Below are 17,643 nucleotides of genomic sequence, written 5' to 3'. Positions count from 1 at the left end.
CCTTCGGCGCGTCCGCACCATCGCGCCCTCCATCGAGAATGACGGCACGGCCGGCCGGCATTCATCGCTTCGCATGCTCCTGCACGACCAGAGGGCAACATGCCGATCCGCTCCGCCTCCACCCGCCTGAATCTCGCGCGCGCCGTGATCGTCGCGCTGTACGTCGCGTCGCTGCTGCTGCCCGTCGCGGCCGAACCGCCGAATGCCGCGGGCGCGGTGAGCTGGTGGCACGGGTACACGGTGCTCGCGCTCGGCGGGCTCGCGATCCTCGACCTGCAGTTCGCGTGGCTCGGCAATCCGCTGCTGATCGCCGCGCTGATCAGGCCGAACCGCACCGTGTCCGCGCTGCTCGCCGTGGTCGTGGTATTTGCGATCGGGTGGCACACGATCCCGACCGACGCGAACTACGAAAAGATCACCACGTTCGGCGCCGGATACTACCTGTGGATCGTGGCGATGGCGGGCGGCGCCGCGTTGCCGTGGATCGACGGGCGCCAGCGGAAGGACGGCGCGGCGGCCGTGGCGGCGGTCGCCGCCGCGCCGTCACCGGCCCGCCCGCCCGGCCGGAAAACGGGCTGGACCGTCACGGCGGCCGGCACGCGCATCGAAGCGACCGACCAGACCGGTGCAACGCGCGGGATCGCGCTGTCCGACCTCGGTGCGGTCGTGATCGAAACCAACGACCAGGGCCCGTTCGTGTCGGACGTCTGGTGGCTCCTGTTCGATACGCGCAAGCAGTTCGCGTGCGGATTTCCGCAGGATGCCGAAGGCGCGAAGGCGGCGGTCGACCGGCTGCTCGACCTGCCCGGCATCGATCACCGCAAGGTCGTCGACGCGCAGACGTCGATCCAGAACGCGACGTTCCCGATCTGGGAACGCACGGCGGGCGACCCGGCCACGCCGGGTGAAACCGGAGCGACCGCCTGAGCGGCGACGCTTACGCCGGTTGCCCCGCGTGCGGCTGCGTCAGCTTGCCGTCACCGTACTCGCGGAGCACCTTCGAAATCACGACGCGATAGCCGTCGAGCCAGCGAGCCTGCTTCGCTTTGGCTTCGAGGTGCGCGGGATGCTGCATCAACTGCTGCAGCGCCGCCTCCGATTCCCAGTAGTAGACGTTCTGGATCAACCCCGCTTCGGCGTTCTCCCACGTTTCCTCGCCGACATAGCCGGGCGTCGCGCGCGCCATGTCGGCGATCTGCCGGTCGAGCCGGTGGAATTCGTCGTCGTATCGCCCGGCACGGAAAATGAAGGTCGACGCGTACATGCACGCTCCATCGAGAACGGTTGAAAGAGCGCCAAGTGTACGGCACGCACGGCGTGCCGCGATCGTCATGCGGCGCTTACGCGGCGAGCGGGCCGGCGGTGAGCCGGTCGTCGAGCCATGCATCGATGCGCGGCGCGTCGTCACGCGTTCCGGCAGCAGGCGAAGGCATCGCGGCCAGCGCGTGTCGTGCGCGTTCAAGCGCCTGCGCGAAACCGCGCAACTCCTGCGTCGCGGGCCGGTCGTCCGCACGCCGGCGGACGAGCGCCGCTTCGATGTTGGCACCGATCAGTGCAAGCTGCGCGTCGATGAAGTCGGTGCACAGCGCGCGGCAATGCGCGGAAACCGCTGCGACGGCCAGCAGCACGGGCACGATCGACACGGTCAGGTAGCCGCCCGGCGCGAGCCGCGACAGCGCATGACGCACGTCCTGCCCGCCATCGCTCAACGCGGCGAACACGGCGTCGCGCCACACCGCGCGCTCGAACGCGAGCGCATCGCGATGTGCGTCGAGCGCCGCGCGATCCGCGACCTGCCCGGCCGTCACCAGCGGAATCGGGAATGCAGCGTCGACGGATGCCTGCGCGGCGCCCGCCTCGACGATGCAGTTCGCGCCCAGCCATGCCGCGTCGTCCCGCCGCGCGGCGAGCACGCGCGACTGCAACCGGTCCGGCAGCATCGGATCGAGCGGCACCGCGCTGCAGATCGACGGCTTGCTCGCCTGCACGCTGCAACGGCCGTCGTCGGCCAGCGCCGCGCAACGGCCGAGCGACGGATAGTCGTAGCCCTGCAGCGTGACCGCGATCCATTCGCCGTTCACGCCGCCGATGCGATGGAACAGCCGGTCGGCCAGCGCATCGGACGCCGCGACATCATCCGCATCGAGCACGTGCTCGCGCCCGCCCGCACGCCAGCGTTCGCCGATCCGCCGCTTCGGCACGCGACGGATCGTCAGCGCGCCGACGAAGCGATGACGATGCCGGAACAGTTCGCGCAACGACAGCGCCGGCGCGCTGTTGCAGCAGCGTCCGCATGCGTGGCAGGCAAGCGAATAGGTCTCTACCACGGCCGCCGCACCGAATCCTGGTAGCGCGTGAGGATGAAGCGCGCGACGTCGTCCGAGTGATACGCGGCGACGAGCTGCGCGACCCACGGTTTCGCGCGATCGGCGTCGCGCACCGTCAGCACGTTCGCATACGGCGAGCGGGCGTCCTCGAGGCTGATGCTGTCGCGCGCGGGTTGCAGCCCGGCGCGGGCGGCGTCCTCGCTGTCGATCGCGACGAACGCGGCCGTATCGAGCGCCGCATACAGACGGTCGCGGCGCAGCGCGACGAGTTTCAGCCCGAGCCGGTTGCCGGTCACGTCGCGCAGCGTCGCGTGCAGGCCGGCCTGTTCGCGCAACGTCACCAGCGTGTCGTTCTGCAGCAGCACGAGCGCGCGTGCCATCCCGCGCGGATCGGCGGGCAGCGCGACCGTCGCACCCGGTCGCAGTTCGTTCAGGCTTTTCAGCTTGCGCGAATAGAACGCCATCGGCAGCGTGACGGTCGGCACGACTTCGGTCAGCGCGTAGCGCTTGCGCGCGCGCGTCGCCGCGAGCTGCTGCGCATCCTCGAAGCTGGCCGCGTCGATCCGGCCGTCGGCAAGCGCCGCGTCGATGCGCGACGCATCGTCGAATTCGACGACGTCGACACCCAGCCCGCGCGCGGCGGCAACCCGCTTCACTTCGTCCAGGATCTGCGCATGCACGCCGCGCGTGACGCCGACGCGTACCGCCGGCGCAGCGGTGTCGGCCGCCACTGCCGATCCCTGATGCGCGACACCCCACGCGGCCAGCAGCCATACGGCCACGCAGCGCACGAAACCCTTCGTCATGACGCGTCCCTCAGGATCGTGCGAAAGCCGATATGCGACGCCCCGAGATCGGCTTCCTGCTGTTCGCGCGACGACGCGCGATAACGCACGCAGTAATCGCGCGAGCACAGGAACGAGCCGCCCTTGATGACCATCGGCGTATCGTGCCGGCGCGTCGGCGGGGCGACGGCCGCCGTGTCGCCGTTCGTATGCGACTGGTGCGGGCCCGTGTACGCGTCCTTCGTCCATTCCCATGCGTTGCCGATCATGTCGTAGAGCCGGAACCCGTTCGCCGCGTAGCAGCCGACGGGCGCGAGCCCCGCATGCCCGTCCTCGGCCGTGTCGAGCACCGGAAACGCGCCCTGCCAGTAATTCGCGGCCGGCTTGCCCCGCGCGTCGCGCGGCGCCGCATCGAGCGATGCGTCGTCGCGGCCAGCCTTGCCCGCGTATTCCCATTCCGCTTCGGTCGGCAGGTCGCGGCCGAGCCAGCGCGCATACGCGAGCGCGTCGCGCTGCGTGACGAGCGTGACGGGCAGGTTGCCGCGCCCTTCCACGTCGCTGCCGGGCCCGCGTGGATGGCGCCACGACGCGCCCTTCACCCACGACCACCACGCAAGGTCGCGCGCATTCATCTCGTCGCGCGTCGGCACATGAAACACCGCCGCGCCGCCCTGCTGCTCGGCTTCGGTCACGTAACCGGTCGCCTGCACGAACGCGGCGAACTGCGCAATCGTCACGTCGGTCTGGTCGATCCAGAAGCCGCCGACGCGCGTGCGGCCGTCGCCGGCCGGACGCTCGTCCGCATAGCCGCGCGTGCTGCCGAACACGAACGCGCCGCCGCGCAGGTGCACCATCCCGGCCTGCGGATCGTCGCGCCACTTCGCCGGCAGCCCCGAATAGCGTTCGCACTGGTGTTCCGAACCGAGCGGCGCAAGCGCGCGGCCGCGATTCAGGTCGTCGAACGCGCCGCCTGCCGGCGCCGCCGAATTCGCATAGCCCACCGCGAACGCGGCGGCGAACAACGTGGCGGCAAGCGCCGCGCCGGTCGTCCAGAAGCGGAACCGCATCGTGTCGTCCCCGCGATCAGTAGTAGCCGCGCGGACGCAGCGGCTCGACGCCGCCGACGTTGCTCATGTAGGTCTTCCACTGGTCGACGAGCGTGCTGATCACCGACGGGTTCTGCGCGGACACGTCGGTCGTCTCGCCGCGATCCGACGCGAGGTCGTACAGCTGCCAGTGACCGTCGAGCGGCCCGAGCGGCGGCTCGGTCCACAGCGCCTTCCAGCGGCCGTCGGCGCTGCGCAGGTACGCGCGGCCGTACGCTTCGTCGCCGAACGGCGCGGTGTGCACCTCGCCCGTCGCCGAGCCCGTGAGCACCGGCAGCAGCGACTGGCCCGTGACCGGGTACACGTAGCGGTTGTTGTAGATCACCTTGCCCTTGTTCTGGTCGACGCCCGTCAGCGTGTTGACGAGCGGCGGCGCCGGCTGCGACGGCGGCGTGACGCCCGCGATCGCGAGGAACGTCGCCGTGTTGTCGGTCACGTGCGTGAACGCGCGCAGCGTCGGCAGTTGCTGCGACTGGCCCGGCAGGCGCACGATCGTCGGCGTCGACACGCCGCCTTCGGCCGAATAGCCCTTCGTGAGCCGGTACGGCGCCGCGCTCACTTCGGCCCAGCGCAGCCCGTACTGCAGGCGCTGTGCGTTCTGCTTGCCGTTGTCGGTGCCGAGCGCCGAATAGACCGGCTCCTGCGCGTTCGCGGTGTCGGTCGCCGTCGGGTCCGCGCCGCTGTCGATCGGCCAGCCTTCCGCGCCGTTGTCCGACTGGAACATGATGAACGTGTTGTCGTATTCGCCGATGTCCTTCAGGTGCTGGATCAGCAGGCCGATGTTGTAGTCGAGGTTCTCGACCATCCCCGCGTAGATCTCCATGTAGCGCGCCTGCGCCTTGCGCTCGGCCGGCGACAGGCTCGACCACAGCTTGTCGACCTTGCCGGGGCCGTAATCGCTGTAGCCGTCCGCGGCGGAATGCACGGCACTGATGTACTTCGCGTTCGCGGTGCCGTTGTTCGCGGTCGCGGGCGACGCGGCCGTCGTTTCGGGCAGGCCGTCGAACGGCTTGAAGTCGGCGGGAATCAGGCCGAGCGCCTTCTGCCGCGCGATCCGCGCGTTGCGGATCGCGTCGTAGCCGGCGTCATACACGCCCGCATACTTGTGCAGCCAGGGTTCGGGCACCTGCAGCGGCCAGTGCGGCGAGGTGTAGGCCGCATACGCGAAGAACGGCTTGCCGTCACGCTGGTTCGAATCGATGTACGAGATCAGCTTCTGCGTATAGAAGTCGGTCGAATAGAACACGGCCGGGCTGCCGCCCGTACCGCCCGGCTGCCCGGGCTGGCCCGGCTGCACGTAGCGGCCGTCTTCCGTGTAGTTCGACGAGCCGGCCGGCTCGTGCGCGAAGTGGTTCGTCGCCGCGCCGCCGAGCAGCACGTAGCTGCGCTCGAAGCCCCACTGGTCGGGCGTCTGCCCGCTGCCCGTCGCGCTGCCGACGATCCCCGAGCCGATGTGCCACTTGCCCGCGATATACGTGTGATAGCCGGCGTCCTTCAGCAGTTGCGCGAACGACAGCGCGCGGTCGTTCAGGTAGCCCTCGTAGCCGGGCAAGCCGCGCCGCTCGTCGGTCGGCACACCCATCGTGCCTTCGCCGACGAGATGGTGATCGGTGCCGGACACCAGCATCGCGCGCGTGATCGCGCAGACGGTGCCCGTGTGGTGATTCGACAGGATGCGGCCCGATGCGACGAGCGCGTCGAGGTTCGGCGTGTTGATCTCGCCGCCGAATGCATGGATGTCGGAATAGCCGAGGTCGTCGGCCATGATGTACAGGATGTTCGGGCGTTTCGCGGCCTGCGGCGGCGTCGTGTTGGCCTGCGGCGGCGGCGAATTGCTGTCGACGCCGCCGCACGAGGCGAGCGACACCGCGCCGGCAATCGCGGCACAGACGACACGGAAACGGAAAGCATGCAACGGCGACGCGGACTTTTTCATTATTGTTGACGCTCGATCTACGGGATCGGCGATCTTAGCCGCGCGCGCGCGGCGGCCAAAGTCGGATTCGTCACATGCTAACGGGATGCAGGAATATGCGATGCGCGCCGCCTGGCACGTATCGCGCCGCCCGGACGTGCGGGGCCGCTACGAAGCGTGGGCGCCGCGCTGCGGCACGCGCTCGCCATCGGCGTCATCGGACGCCAGCATGCCCGGAATCTCGTCCATCAGCGCGTCGACGACCACCCGCACCTTCGACGGCACGTGGCGCGATGCCGGCCGCACCGCGTACACCTCGGCACCCGACACGCTGTCGCTGTCCATCACGAGCGCGAGACGGCCGTCACGGACATAAGGCGCCATCAGCCAGCACGGCAACCACGCGAGGCCCGCCCCGGCGGCGGCGGCATCGGCGATCGCCAGCAGGTCGTCCAACCTCAGGCGGCCGGCCGGACGATGATCGTGCACGGCGCCGTCCGCGCCGATGACCCGCCACGGCGTCGGCTGCCCGCCGCGCGAATACGCGATGCCGACGTGCGACGCCAGTTCGTCGAGCCCCGACGGCCGCCCGTGCCGGCCGAGATACGCGGGCGATGCGCAAATGCCCATGCGCTGCACGCCCAGCTTCCGCCCGACCAGCGCGCTCGTGTCGGCCAGCGCGCCGATGCGCACCGCGATGTCGAAACCGTCGTTCACGAGGTCGGCCACGCGATCGCTGAACGACATGTCGATTTCGAGCCGCGCATGACGCTCGACGAGCCGCCGCACGACGGGCGCCACGCATTGCCGGCCGAACAGCACGGGCACGCTGATCCGCACGCGCCCGGCCGGCTCGCGGCGGCCCGCGTCGAGCGCGGCTTCCGTCTCGCCGAGTTCGGCCAGCAGCCGCCGGCACTGCTCGTAATAGACAAGCCCTTCGTCGGTCAACCCGATCTGGCGGGTCGTGCGCTGCAGGAGCCGCGCGCCGAGACGCTGTTCGAGCCGCGCGACGATCTTCGCCACGGCCGAGCGCGTCATGCCCAGGCGCAGCGCCGCCGCCGCGAAGCTGCCCGACTCCACGACGTCGACGAATTCGGCAACGCCCCTCAACCGCTCATCCATGCAAGTCCGCTCCGGTGGAATGGCTGATTTGTGTCCGCACTGGCGACAATCATTGGCCAAATTCTCGCCAATGCGTCCCCCGGCGCAACACTATGATAGTCCGGACTATCTCTGAACAGGAGCGAACATGCATGCATGGCAAATCAAACCGGGCGACGGCATTGCCGGGCTCCGGCGCATCGACGCGACGCAGCACCCGGTCGGACCGACCGACGTCGTCGTGAAGATCCACTCGGCCTCGCTGAACTATCGCGACCTGATGTTCGCGCGCGGCGACTATCTCGGCATCGGCACCGAAGCGCTGATCCCGGTCGCGGACGGCGCCGGCGAAGTCGTCGAAATCGGCCGCGACGTCACGCGGTTCAAGCCGGGGGATCGCGTGATCAACACGTATTTCCCGCGCTGGATCGACGGGCCGGTCACGCCGCAGAAAGTCTCCGGATCGGCCGGTTCCCATTTCGACGGCGTGCTCGCCGAACGCTTCGTGTCCGACGAAGCCGCGCTGGTCGCCATCCCGCCTCATCTCGACTACGACGAAGCCGCGACGCTGTCGTGCGCGGGCATCACCGCGTGGAACGCCTTGTTCGTCGACGGCGGACTGGCGCCGGGCGCGACCGTCGCGCTGCTCGGCACGGGCGGCGTGTCGATCATCGCGCTGCAGCTCGCGCATGCGGCCGGGCTGCGCACGATCGTGACCTCGTCGAGCGACGCGAAACTCGAACGCGCCCGCGCGCTCGGTGCGGACGCAACGATCAACTATCGCGCCACGCCCGAGTGGCAACACGAGGTGCTGCGGCTCACCGACGGCGCGGGCGCGGATCTGGTCGTCGAAGTCGGCGGCCGCGATACGCTGCCGCGCTCGGTGGCGGCGGCAAAGATGGGCGGCATCGTGTCGGTTATCGGCGGCCTCAGCAGCTTCGGCGGCCCCGAACTCGGGCTGCTGTCGCTGATCGGCGGCGTCCGGCGACTGCACGGGTTCATGGTCGGCAGCCGCGCGATGCTCGACGACGTCGTGCGGCTCGTCGATGCGAAGCGCATCAAGCCGGTGGTCGATCGCGTGTTCGGCTTCGACGAAACGCCGCAGGCGTATGCGTACCTGCAGTCGGGGCAGCATTTCGGGAAAGTCGTGATCCGCGTCGCGTCGTAAGCAACGCAGGCGGCGGGCGGCCGCCTGCGTTCCCGCCCGTTCCGTCAGAACTTGTGACGGATCCCCGCATGCACCATCAACTGTTTCCCGTTCGACGACAGATCGGCCGCGCCGGGGATATACGCGTGATCCAGCGACGAACCGGTCGCATCGCCGGCAACCCGCTGGTACGCGCCCGTCAAGTACACGTCCGTGCGTTTCGACAGGCTGTAGTCGGCCATCAGCCCGATCGAATGGACTTTCGGTTTCGCGGTGCCGGTGGTCGCGTCGTAGCGGACCGTCGTGTACACGTATTGCGCGCCGACGAACAACGCCGGCGTGAACTGGTACTTGCCGTTGATCTCGAAGTTCTGATACTTGATCGACGTCACCGTGCCGCCCGCGAGCGGCCCGGTCGACGGCTCGATCGTCTCGTCGCCGAACAGGTAGCCGACGTTCGCGGTCGGTCGAGTGACGTTGCTGTTCGTGTATGCGAATCCGATCGTCGCGGGCCCTGCCGTGTAGTTGACGCCCGCGCCGAAGATCCGCAGCCGCGCCGACACGAAGTTCGCATCCGCGCCGACCGCCCCGGAGCCCGCGATCGCGCCACCCGACGTCGCGCCCGGGTTGTCCGCGTTCAGGAAGGCCGCGCCGACGAGCAACCCGCCCTGCTCGTACTGCGCGCCGACGCTCCACTGCCTGTTGTTCGCGAAGCCCGGGTCGTTGCTGAAGCTGTACGTGCCGCCGAACGAGAAGCCGGAGAAGTCCGGGCTCGCATACTTCACGGTGTTGTTCGTGCGGAACGTGTTGCCGGTGTTGTCGTTGTCGAGCGGATGCGAGAACGGATAAACGCCCCAACTGCCGTTCGCGGTCGTCGGCGCGAGATAGTCGACGACCGAGTCGTACTGCCGGCCGAGCGTCAGCGTGCCGAAACGCGTGCTGCCGAGCCCGACGTAGGCCTGGCGCCCGAATAGGCGGCCGCCCTGCGCCAGCGTGCCGCTGTTCACGTTGAAGCCGTTCTCGATCTGGAACAGCGCGCTGTAGCCGCCGCCCAGATCCTCCGTCCCCTTCATCCCCCAGCGGCTGCCCTGCGCGAAGCCGCTCGCCATCTGCCACGCGCCATGGCCGCCGACGTTGTTCGTATAGTCGATGCCTGCATCGACGAGGCCATACAGCGTCACGCTACCTTGCGCAAATGCGGGCGCCGCGCACAGCGCCGGCAGCGCGACAACAATCGATCTCCAGTTCATTCGCCATCCTTATTGATATTTTTAGAATGCGTCCTTTCGGTACGCCACTGCTTACTTCGCGCCGTAGATGTCGAAGTCGAAATACTTCCGGTTGATCTTCCCGTACGTGCCGTTCGCGAGAATCGTCGCGAGTGCGCGATTGAACGCGTCGCGCAGGTCGTTGTCCTGCTTGCGCAATCCGAGGCCGTCGCCCTGCCCGAAGTACTTCACGTCGTCGATCGGCGCGCCGGCGAACATGAAATCCTTGCCCTGCGGCTTTTTCAGAAACCCGTCGCTGGCCGCGATCGACGCCTGGAACGCCGCGTCGAGCCGCCCGGTTACCAGGTCGGCATACACCTGGTCCTGGTTCGGGTACGACACGACCTGCACGCCCGCGGGCTGCCAGTTCGCGACCGCATAGTCGGCCTGCGCGGAACCCTGCTCGACGCCGACGCGCTTGCCCTTCAGCGATTCGGCCGTCGGCAGCAGCGGCGAGCCCTTGCGCGCGATCAGCCGCGCCGGCGCGTTCGAGATGCGGTTCGTGAACGCGATCTGCTGCATCCGCTTCGGCGTGATCGTCATCGACGACGCGATCACGTCGAACTTGCGCGCGAGCAGCCCCGGAATCATCCCGTCGAAGCTCGACTCGACCCACACGCAGCGCGCATGCAGTTCCGCGCACAACGCGTTCGTGATGTCGATCCCGAAGCCGGTCAGCGTGCCGTCCGGCAGCTTGTATTCGAGCGGCGGGTAGGTCGGATCGACCGCGAGCCGAATCTCCCTGCCCGTCCAGTCGCCGGCATGCGCCGCGCCTGCCGCCAGCGCGACCGTGAGTACCGCCATCCACTGTTTCATTGCCTGTCTCCTTGTGTGAATCGTGAATCGAAATCGTGCGGCCGCGTCATCCGAGATATCGCTCGGCGAGTGCGATCCAGTAGCTCGCGCCCGTCGCGAGGCAGGCATCGTTGAAGTCGTAGCCCGGGTGATGCAGCCCGCATCCGGACGCCCCGTCGCCATTGCCGATCGACAGGTAGCTGCCGGCGCACTCCTCCAGCATGAATGCGAAATCCTCGCTCGCCGCGATCGGCCGCAGATGCGGAATCAGCGCCGCATCGCCGCCCCATTCGCGCGCCACCTCGCGCGCGAAGGCCGTCTGCGCCGCGTGATTGACGAGCACCGGATAGTCGTGCCGGTAGTCGATCTCGGCCGTCGCGCCATAGCTCGCGGCCTGTCCGTGCACGATCTCGCGGATGCGCCGCTCCAGCAGCGCACGTACGTCCGGCGACAACGCACGCACGCTGAGCGTCAGGTCCGCGTGGGACGGAATCACGTTCGATGCGGTTCCCGCATGGATCGATCCGGCCGAAACGATCGCCAGTTCCTGCGGATTCACGTTGCGCGACACGACCGTCTGCAACGCCATCACGATCGACGCGCACACGACCACCGGGTCGATCGTCGTATGCGGCGCGGCGCCGTGCCCGCCGCGCCCGATCACGCGCACGCGCACCTCGTCGGCCGACGCCATCGCCGGGCCGTCGCAGAAACCGAGCACACCGACCGGCAAGCCTGGCACGTTGTGCATCGCGAACACGGCGTCGCACGGAAATCGTACGAACAGTCCGTCGTCGATCATCCGCTTCGCGCCGCCGAGCCCTTCCTCGGCCGGCTGGAAAATCAGGTTCAGCGTGCCGGCGAAGCGCGCCCGCCCGGCAAGACAGCGGGCCGCCGCGAGCAGCATCGCCGTATGGCCGTCGTGGCCGCACGCGTGCATCACGCCGTCATGCCGGCTCGCATGCGGCAGCCCGGTCGTTTCGCGGATCGGCAGCGCATCCATGTCCGCGCGCAACCCGAGCCGTTTCCCGGGGCCGCGCGTCAGCGTGCCGACCACGCCGGTGCCGCCGAGCCCGCGCGTGACCTGATAACCCCATGTTGTCAGGCAATCGGCAACGATGGCGCTCGTCGCATGCTCGTCGAAGCCGAGCTCCGGATGCGCATGCAGCCTGCGCCGCAGCGCGATCATCTCCGCCTCGATCGCCGATATTTCCGGATGGATATGGTTCCGTTCCAACCCCGATTCCCCCTGACACGTTCCGGTTGCCGATCGCCCGAATGATCGATCGTGATCGGATCGTATGCAGCGAAAATCCAGGCGAACAGCCGCGGTTTCGTTATGATGACAACCTTTCGTTGTCGGGTATCGCGTCATGAGCACCATCAAGCTGCATCAGTTGCAGGCACTCGTCGCGAGCGCGGAGGCCGGCAGCATCCGTGGTGCGGCACGCGCGCTCGGGCTGTCGCAAGCGGCCGTCACGCGTGCGCTGCGCGAGCTGGAAGCGAGCGAGCGCCTGCCGCTGCTCGTGCGTGCGCCGGAAGGCATCGGCTTCACCGACTACGGGAAAACGCTGCTCACGCATGCGAAGCTCGTGCTGAAGCAGCTCGAGCATGCGCGGAGCGATCTCGAGCGCATGCGCGGCCGCGTCGAGGGCCGGCTGAGCATCGGCGTCACGCCATGGCTCACGGTGACCTTCCTCGCGGAAACGGTGCTGCGTTTTCGCGAGCGGATGCCCGACGTGCGACTCGAACTCTACGAAGCGCTGATGGCCGTTGCGCAGCCGCTGTTGCGCGACGGCAGCATGGACTTCGCGCTCGGACACGTGCAGCCGGGCGGCACGCAGGAATTCGCGTTCGAGCCGATGTTGCGCTACGACACGGCGGTCATGGTGCGCGCCGGCCATCCGCGCGAACGCGCACGGTCGATCCACGATCTGCTCGATCACGACTGGGTGCTGAATTTCGCGGCCGACGGGCAGGCCGTGCTCGTCGACTACCTGTTCACGCGCCACGGCGCGCGGATCGACGAGCGGCGCATCGTGCGCGCGCAGTCGGTCGCGATGCTGCAGACGATGCTCGAACAGGCCGACATGTGCACGTGGTGCCCGACGATCCTCGCGGCGGTACCACCGTTCGGCGGACGGATGCGGCCGTTGACGCTGACGGAGACGTTCGAGCCGCGCGACCTCGGGATCGTCACGCGCCGCAGCAGCACGCTGAGCGATGCCGCACGCTGCTTCATCGAATGCCTGCTGTACGTGATCCGCCGGCACGCGCGCTCGGCGCGCAAGGAGGATCTCGCGCTGTTCAGGACGGTATCGCTGCTGATCTGACGGCGTGCGCCGTCGCGGCAGACCCCGCGACCTGCCGTGGCCCGGCGCGCCACGCGCCAGCACCGCGGCATGCGCCACCCGTCAGATCTTCGCGGTCAGCGTGATTCCGACCGTGCGCGGATCGCCGTACAGCACCGGATAGGCACCATATGACGGCAACAGCTCGAGCTTCTTGTAGACCTTGTTCGTCAGGTTCGTCACGTAGCCCGTCACGATGTACTTCTGGTTCGGCGTCGTGTACGACACGTGCGCGTTCAGCACCGTGTAACCGCCCTGCCACAGTTGCGGCATCGTCTGCCGCGTCGCGCTGAAATACTCGCGGCTGCGGTAGTTCACGTCGCCGCCCGCCGTCAGCGTGCCGAACGGCACCGGCACGCGATAGTCGAAGCCCGCGTTCAGCGTCGTATGCGGTGAACGCGCGAACGAATTGCCGACGGCCGTCGGCACGTAGCGGAATTCCGTGTAGCGCGTGTTCAGCATCCCGAGGTTCGCGAACAGGTACAGGCTGTTGACCGGCTGCGCCTTCAGCTCCAGCTCGAAGCCGTCCGCGCGTCCCTGCCCCGCGTTCGACAGCGTCGACACCGGCGGCCCGCCGAACGGGTTCGGCGCGAGCGCGAACACCTGGATGTCGCGATAGTCGTAATGAAACACGCTCGCGTTGACGATCAGCCGCTTGTCGAACCATTCGCTCTTGATGCCGATCTCGTAATCGGTCAGGTACTCGGGCGATACGGTCGACACGGTGCTCTGCGTATAGGCGTTGCCGTTGTAGCCGCCCGAACGGAAGCCGCGTGCGTAGCGGAAATACGCGCGCACGTTGTTGCTGAGCGCATATTCGGGCGTCAGGTCCCAGGTCGGCGCGCGCCACGTGTTGGTCTGGTTCTGCTGCGCGCTGACCGCGAGCGGCGACGACACCGACGACGGCGACCACCAGCTGTTCGGATCGCTGAACGTCACGTTACCGGTACCCTGCAGCCCCGTCAGGTTGATGGTCTTGCGCTCGACCGTGTAGCGCAGCCCGCCCGTCACGTTGAAGCGGTCGGTGAAGCGGTACTTGACGCTGCCGAAGATCGCCGCGCTCTGCGTGTGCTGCGAGAGATCGGTCAGGTGATAGTACGCCGGCGACGGCGAACTGCTCGGGCTGCCGCCCGCGCCTTGCTCGGCGAGCTGCTCGGTGAACAGGTGCGTGCCGACCAGCCAGCTCAGCCGGTCGCCCTGCGGCGATTCGAGCCGGAATTCCTGCGAGAACTGGCGGCTCGACAGGCGGTCGTGCGAGCGCGCCGCGTCGAACGCCGAATAATCCTCGTCGTCCTGGTACCAGCGGTGCAGCCCCTCGAACGCGGTGATCGACGTCAGCGTCACGGCCGGGTTGATGCGCCAGTGCGCGGTGAGCGACGTGCCCCAGGTCGAGATATGATCGCTCGACGGCGCGTTGAGCGACACCGTGTACGGATCGGTGGAGCCGACGAAGCCGAACTGGTTCGTGCCGCGCGGCCCCGCGCCTTCCGCGTGCCACGCATTGCCCCCGCCCGTATAGTTTCGGCCGTGGATGTTGAACAGGAAGTCAGTGTCCGACGTCGGCACGGCCAGCACCTGGAAGCGCACCGCATTGTCGTGGAAGCCGCCGAAGCGCCCCTGCTGAACGGTGTTCGTGTAGAAGCTGTCGGCATTCTCGTGATACACCGACACGCGCGCGGCCAGCACGTCGTTCTTGCCGATCGGCCCGCCGATCGCGGCCTCGGCGAGCCGGCTGTTGTACTGACCGATCCCGAGCTTGCCATAGCCGCTCACATCGAAGGTCGGTTTCTGCGACGTGATGCTGAGCGCACCGCCCACGGTGTTCTTGCCCCACAGCGTGCCCTGCGGCCCGCGCAGCACCTCGATGCGATCGAGGTCGAACAGCGGAAAACCCTGCCCGAACACGCTGTTGATGTACACGTCGTCGAAGTACACGCCGATCGGGCTCAACGACAGGTCCGACGGATCGTTGCTGCCGACCCCGCGCAGGAACCAGCGCGGCCGCTCGCGGCCCTCGGTCGATTGCCCGGTGAAGTTCGGCACGTACTTCGTCACGTCGTTGATCACGCGCAGTTCGTTGTTCTTGATCGCATCGCCGCTCAGCGCACTCACCGCGACCGGCACGTCCTGGATGCTTTCCTTGCGCCGGCGCGCCGTCACGGTCACCGTGCCGAGGTTCGTTTCTCGTGCGGCCGTGCCGCGGCTCGCACGCGCCGGCTTCGGCGCGGTCGCGTCGTCCGGTGCCTGTTGCGCCGGCTGCGCGTCCGGCGTCCCCGCCGCCGCGCCATCTTCTGCCCACGCCGGCAACGATACGGCGCCGCCCGTCAGCAGTCCCCCCAGCGCGGTGACGATTAGTTTTTTCCTGAACATCGATGAGTCATCCTGTTTGATCGGTTGAACGCATGTGCGCGCTACGCACAGGTTCTCTAATGCAATTCGGATGCCAGCATCGACAGGCCCGTCGCACGGGGCTTCCGGCGCGCGCATGGTGCCGGTGTTGCTGCATGCGCATCTGTGGAGGGAAGCAAACTGCTTGTCACGCAACACCGGCGACGACGATCTTCAGGACAACTTTTCAGGCAGCGGCCGCATCGCGTCGCGCCGCCCATCGGCGAAGCGCAACGCGAACGCAACCAGCACGACGACGGGCAGCCAGCACAGAAACACGGCCCGCAACCCGACGACCGGCACGAGCGCACTGCAGGCCAACGGGCCGCAGAACGCCCCCGTCATCGACGCGAGGTTGTAGAGGCTCGACACCCGGCTCTTGTCGGCCGGGTGGCGGCCGAGATGCTGCATGTTGACGAGATGCACCAGCGACGACCCGGCGCACAACGCGGCGAGCCCCGCGCCGACGATCCACGCGTCGTGCGCGAGGCCGAACGCGAGCAGCCCGGCCACGCCGCCTGCGAGGCCAAGGGCATGGCAGCGGCGCTCCGTCATCCGCTGCGCGACATGCCCCAGCCCGAACAGCGCGATCACCGCGACGACGCCCTGCAGGGTCAGCAGCGCGACGGCGCCCGACTGCGGCAACTTCAGATACTGGATGGCGAGCACGACCGTATAGGTGCCGACGAGCGAGCGCGTCGCGCTGTTCACCGCTTCCAGCGCAAGTTGCTCGCGCACGTCGCGGCTCCACGCAAGCGCGAGCAACGCACGCAGGCCACCGGCGTCGGGTTGCGCACCGCGCGGCGGCGGCTCCGCGTCGCCGAGCAGCAGGCGGCTGAACCAGGCCATGCCCGCGAAGCTCGCCGACGCCGCGCAGAAGGTCGCGACCGCGCCATGCGCCCCGATCAGCCAGCTGGCGAGCCAGGGCCCCGCCATGCCCGTTCCGACCGTCATGGCCGCGCGATACCAGCCCGCGCGGGCGAGGCCGATCCGCGCGAGACGCGCGAGGAATACGCCGTTGATCGACACGATCCGGAACGGGATGCACAGTCCGATCAGCGCCTGCGTGAGCGCGATCAGCGGCCACGCGCCGGTAAACGGCACGACGAGATTGAGCAGCATCGGCCCCATGCTCGCGGCGAAGTACACGCGCCGCGCGCCGTAGCGCGCGACCAGCAGCCCGGCCGGCAGCGTCATCAGCGCGATGCCGAGCGGTTCCATCGCGGCGATGATGCCGAGCCGCGCGCTGTCGACGCCGAGCGCGAGCGCATACAGCGTCGTCGCGAGCTGCGCCATGCTGATCGTCGTGCCGCTCGCGAGCGCCAGCAGCATGAAGCCGCCGGTGAAGCGCTCGCGCCGCCATGCGTCGGCGACGCGTGCCGTCGCGCTCACCGCGACAAAGTCGCGATGCCGTCGAGCGCACGCCGGTCGATCCACGCGCGCACGTCGAAGTCGGCGGGCAGGAACCGCCACGCCACCAGGAAGCGCTTGAAATCGTCCAGCGCGGCGATCGACGCTTCGTCGAGATCGGTGCGCAACCGCCGGTGCACGTCGGCGCCGTACGCCAGCCGCAGCCAGTCATGGCCCGAGCCCGTCTCACGGCCGAGATAGCCGAGCACTTCGTGTTCGTGCTCGCGCGCCCAGCCTTCGACATCGGTCACGCGCGCGAGGAAGCGGCTGACGATGCCGGGATGGCGCTCGAGCGTCGCCGCATTGACGGTCAGCGGACGCGGCGAGCCGTTGTTGATGCGGATCTGCGGATCGGGATGAAAGCCGATGTCGACGACCGTCCGCGCGCCGATCAGGTGCGCGGTCTCCAGCCCGAGCGAGCCCTTCACGTAGATCGCATCGACATCGCCGCGCACGAGCGCGGCCGCTTCGGCCGCATAGAGCCGCCGGCTCGACAGGCTCGCGGGGTGGCTGAATGCCGCGTCGCGGGTCGCGGGCGTCGACACGGGCGCGCGCAGGTTCGACGCCGGCACGTCGACCCATTCGACGTCGCCGGGGCCGAGCCCGTCGAGCGACAGCGCGCTGACGAAGCCGCGCAGCGCCGCCGCGCGAAAGATGTCGATGCGCTCGCCGTCGCGACGCGGCAAGCCGATGCGGCGCCCGCGCAGGTCCTTCGGTCGCGTGAGGCCGGCTTCCGGCAACGCGACGATCGCCTGCGCCTCGTCGACCCAGGTCAGCGCGACCACGCGCGTATCGGCCCCGGCCGCGCGTGCCCACAGCGCGGGAATGCTGCCGCCCTGCCGGAACGCGTTGTCGAGCGAATGATCGACGTGCGCGTGATGCAGCGCCGCGTGCTGGCTTTCCTGCAGCGCGCGCACGGTGATGCCGTCGCCGGCGAATTCGCTGTCGAGCCAGCCGAGATGCGCGGCGATGCCGAGCGGCGTCGGCACCGGACAGCGCGTGTACCAGATCGATTGAACGTTGTGTGAAGCCGTGGTGCTCATGGATGCA

The 17,643-nt window shown here is 68.6% G+C and carries 15 protein-coding genes; 3 read left to right on the top strand and 12 right to left on the bottom strand.

The window, feature by feature from the left end; all coding sequences use genetic code 11:
• Positions 1-99: 99 nt before the first annotated feature.
• Positions 100-927, top strand: a complete 828-nt coding sequence (locus tag WJ12_RS22890; protein ID WP_069245825.1) for a hypothetical protein — start codon at positions 100-102, stop codon at positions 925-927.
• Positions 928-937: 10 nt separating this feature from the next.
• Here WJ12_RS22890 and WJ12_RS22885 read toward each other — a convergent pair whose 3' ends face one another.
• From WJ12_RS22885 to WJ12_RS22860, 6 genes are all read right to left on the bottom strand, one after another.
• Entirely contained in the window at positions 938-1,264 is a 327-nt protein-coding gene (locus WJ12_RS22885) for an antibiotic biosynthesis monooxygenase family protein (RefSeq protein ID WP_034188371.1), read from the bottom strand.
• 76 nt (positions 1,265-1,340) lie between these two features.
• Positions 1,341-2,327, bottom strand: a complete 987-nt coding sequence (locus WJ12_RS22880) for a hypothetical protein (protein WP_034188372.1) — start codon at positions 2,325-2,327, stop codon at positions 1,341-1,343.
• Positions 2,321-3,133, bottom strand: coding sequence for a MetQ/NlpA family lipoprotein (locus WJ12_RS22875; protein WP_069245824.1), 813 nt, complete (start codon positions 3,131-3,133; stop codon positions 2,321-2,323). Before WJ12_RS22875 ends, WJ12_RS22880 begins: the two co-directional genes overlap by 7 nt.
• Entirely contained in the window at positions 3,130-4,179 is a 1,050-nt protein-coding gene (locus WJ12_RS22870) for a formylglycine-generating enzyme family protein (protein ID WP_059559714.1), read from the bottom strand. The genes WJ12_RS22875 and WJ12_RS22870 overlap by 4 nt, the downstream gene beginning before the upstream one ends.
• Positions 4,180-4,195: 16 nt before the next feature.
• A complete protein-coding gene (locus WJ12_RS22865; protein WP_049031087.1) occupies positions 4,196-6,154 on the bottom strand; it encodes an arylsulfatase in 1,959 nt (652 codons plus the stop codon).
• 147 nt (positions 6,155-6,301) lie between these two features.
• Entirely contained in the window at positions 6,302-7,255 is a 954-nt protein-coding gene (locus tag WJ12_RS22860) for a LysR substrate-binding domain-containing protein (protein WP_059559717.1), read from the bottom strand.
• A 127-nt stretch (positions 7,256-7,382) separates the two neighbouring features.
• Here WJ12_RS22860 and WJ12_RS22855 point away from each other — a divergent pair, with 127 nt between their 5' ends.
• The gene (locus tag WJ12_RS22855; RefSeq protein WP_059559718.1) at positions 7,383-8,402 is read left to right on the top strand and encodes a zinc-dependent alcohol dehydrogenase family protein; all 1,020 of its coding nucleotides are present in this window, start codon (positions 7,383-7,385) and stop codon (positions 8,400-8,402) included.
• 44 nt (positions 8,403-8,446) lie between these two features.
• On the opposite strand, the gene WJ12_RS22850 is transcribed toward WJ12_RS22855, so the two are convergent.
• From WJ12_RS22850 to WJ12_RS22840, 3 genes are read right to left on the bottom strand one after another with little or no spacing between them, the layout of a single operon-like run.
• Positions 8,447-9,631 carry a porin gene (locus WJ12_RS22850; protein WP_059559721.1) on the bottom strand — a complete coding sequence of 395 codons (1,185 nt, stop codon included), beginning with the start codon at positions 9,629-9,631 and terminating at the stop codon, positions 8,447-8,449.
• A 51-nt stretch (positions 9,632-9,682) separates the two neighbouring features.
• Positions 9,683-10,465, bottom strand: a complete 783-nt coding sequence (locus tag WJ12_RS22845) for an ABC transporter substrate-binding protein (RefSeq protein WP_059559723.1) — start codon at positions 10,463-10,465, stop codon at positions 9,683-9,685.
• Between the two features lie 46 nt (positions 10,466-10,511).
• Positions 10,512-11,633, bottom strand: coding sequence for a M20 aminoacylase family protein (locus WJ12_RS22840; RefSeq protein WP_059560078.1), 1,122 nt, complete (start codon positions 11,631-11,633; stop codon positions 10,512-10,514).
• A gap of 184 nt (positions 11,634-11,817) precedes the next feature.
• On the opposite strand from WJ12_RS22840, the gene WJ12_RS22835 reads away from it, so the two are divergent.
• Positions 11,818-12,777: a LysR substrate-binding domain-containing protein gene (locus WJ12_RS22835; RefSeq protein WP_059559726.1), complete on the top strand. Its 960-nt coding sequence runs from the start codon at positions 11,818-11,820 to the stop codon at positions 12,775-12,777.
• An 81-nt stretch (positions 12,778-12,858) separates the two neighbouring features.
• Here the strand turns inward: WJ12_RS22835 and WJ12_RS22830 are convergent, their stop codons facing one another.
• The 3 genes from WJ12_RS22830 to WJ12_RS22820 form a co-directional block, all read right to left on the bottom strand.
• Positions 12,859-15,165: a TonB-dependent receptor gene (locus WJ12_RS22830; protein ID WP_059559728.1), complete on the bottom strand. Its 2,307-nt coding sequence runs from the start codon at positions 15,163-15,165 to the stop codon at positions 12,859-12,861.
• A 192-nt stretch (positions 15,166-15,357) separates the two neighbouring features.
• Positions 15,358-16,575, bottom strand: coding sequence for an MFS transporter (locus WJ12_RS22825; RefSeq protein ID WP_069245823.1), 1,218 nt, complete (start codon positions 16,573-16,575; stop codon positions 15,358-15,360).
• Positions 16,572-17,636, bottom strand: a complete 1,065-nt coding sequence (locus WJ12_RS22820; protein WP_034188384.1) for an ABC transporter substrate-binding protein — start codon at positions 17,634-17,636, stop codon at positions 16,572-16,574. The genes WJ12_RS22825 and WJ12_RS22820 overlap by 4 nt, the downstream gene beginning before the upstream one ends.
• Between the last annotated feature and the right edge of the window lie 7 nt (positions 17,637-17,643).

Source organism: Burkholderia seminalis (assembly GCF_001718535.1).
In the GTDB taxonomy this organism is placed as follows: domain Bacteria; phylum Pseudomonadota; class Gammaproteobacteria; order Burkholderiales; family Burkholderiaceae; genus Burkholderia; species Burkholderia seminalis.
The sequence above is the reverse complement of the archived record's forward strand: the minus strand, read 5'-3'. Positions and strand labels throughout refer to the sequence as shown.

Bases quoted from the DNA above. Each gene is read 5' to 3' on its own strand.
- WJ12_RS22870 (WP_059559714.1), bottom strand. From the start codon at position 4,179: ATGCGGTTCCGCTTCTGGACGACCGGCGCGGCGCTTGCCGCCACGTTG.
- WJ12_RS22860 (WP_059559717.1), bottom strand. From the start codon at position 7,255: ATGGATGAGCGGTTGAGGGGCGTTGCCGAATTCGTCGACGTCGTGGAG.
- WJ12_RS22890 (WP_069245825.1), top strand. From the start codon at position 100: ATGCCGATCCGCTCCGCCTCCACCCGCCTGAATCTCGCGCGCGCCGTG.
- WJ12_RS22855 (WP_059559718.1), top strand. From the start codon at position 7,383: ATGCATGCATGGCAAATCAAACCGGGCGACGGCATTGCCGGGCTCCGG.
- WJ12_RS22875 (WP_069245824.1), bottom strand. From the start codon at position 3,133: ATGACGAAGGGTTTCGTGCGCTGCGTGGCCGTATGGCTGCTGGCCGCG.
- WJ12_RS22845 (WP_059559723.1), bottom strand. From the start codon at position 10,465: ATGAAACAGTGGATGGCGGTACTCACGGTCGCGCTGGCGGCAGGCGCG.
- WJ12_RS22865 (WP_049031087.1), bottom strand. From the start codon at position 6,154: ATGAAAAAGTCCGCGTCGCCGTTGCATGCTTTCCGTTTCCGTGTCGTC.
- WJ12_RS22820 (WP_034188384.1), bottom strand. From the start codon at position 17,636: ATGAGCACCACGGCTTCACACAACGTTCAATCGATCTGGTACACGCGC.
- WJ12_RS22850 (WP_059559721.1), bottom strand. From the start codon at position 9,631: ATGAACTGGAGATCGATTGTTGTCGCGCTGCCGGCGCTGTGCGCGGCG.
- WJ12_RS22835 (WP_059559726.1), top strand. From the start codon at position 11,818: ATGAGCACCATCAAGCTGCATCAGTTGCAGGCACTCGTCGCGAGCGCG.
- WJ12_RS22885 (WP_034188371.1), bottom strand. From the start codon at position 1,264: ATGTACGCGTCGACCTTCATTTTCCGTGCCGGGCGATACGACGACGAA.
- WJ12_RS22830 (WP_059559728.1), bottom strand. From the start codon at position 15,165: ATGTTCAGGAAAAAACTAATCGTCACCGCGCTGGGGGGACTGCTGACG.
- WJ12_RS22840 (WP_059560078.1), bottom strand. From the start codon at position 11,633: ATGATCGCGCTGCGGCGCAGGCTGCATGCGCATCCGGAGCTCGGCTTC.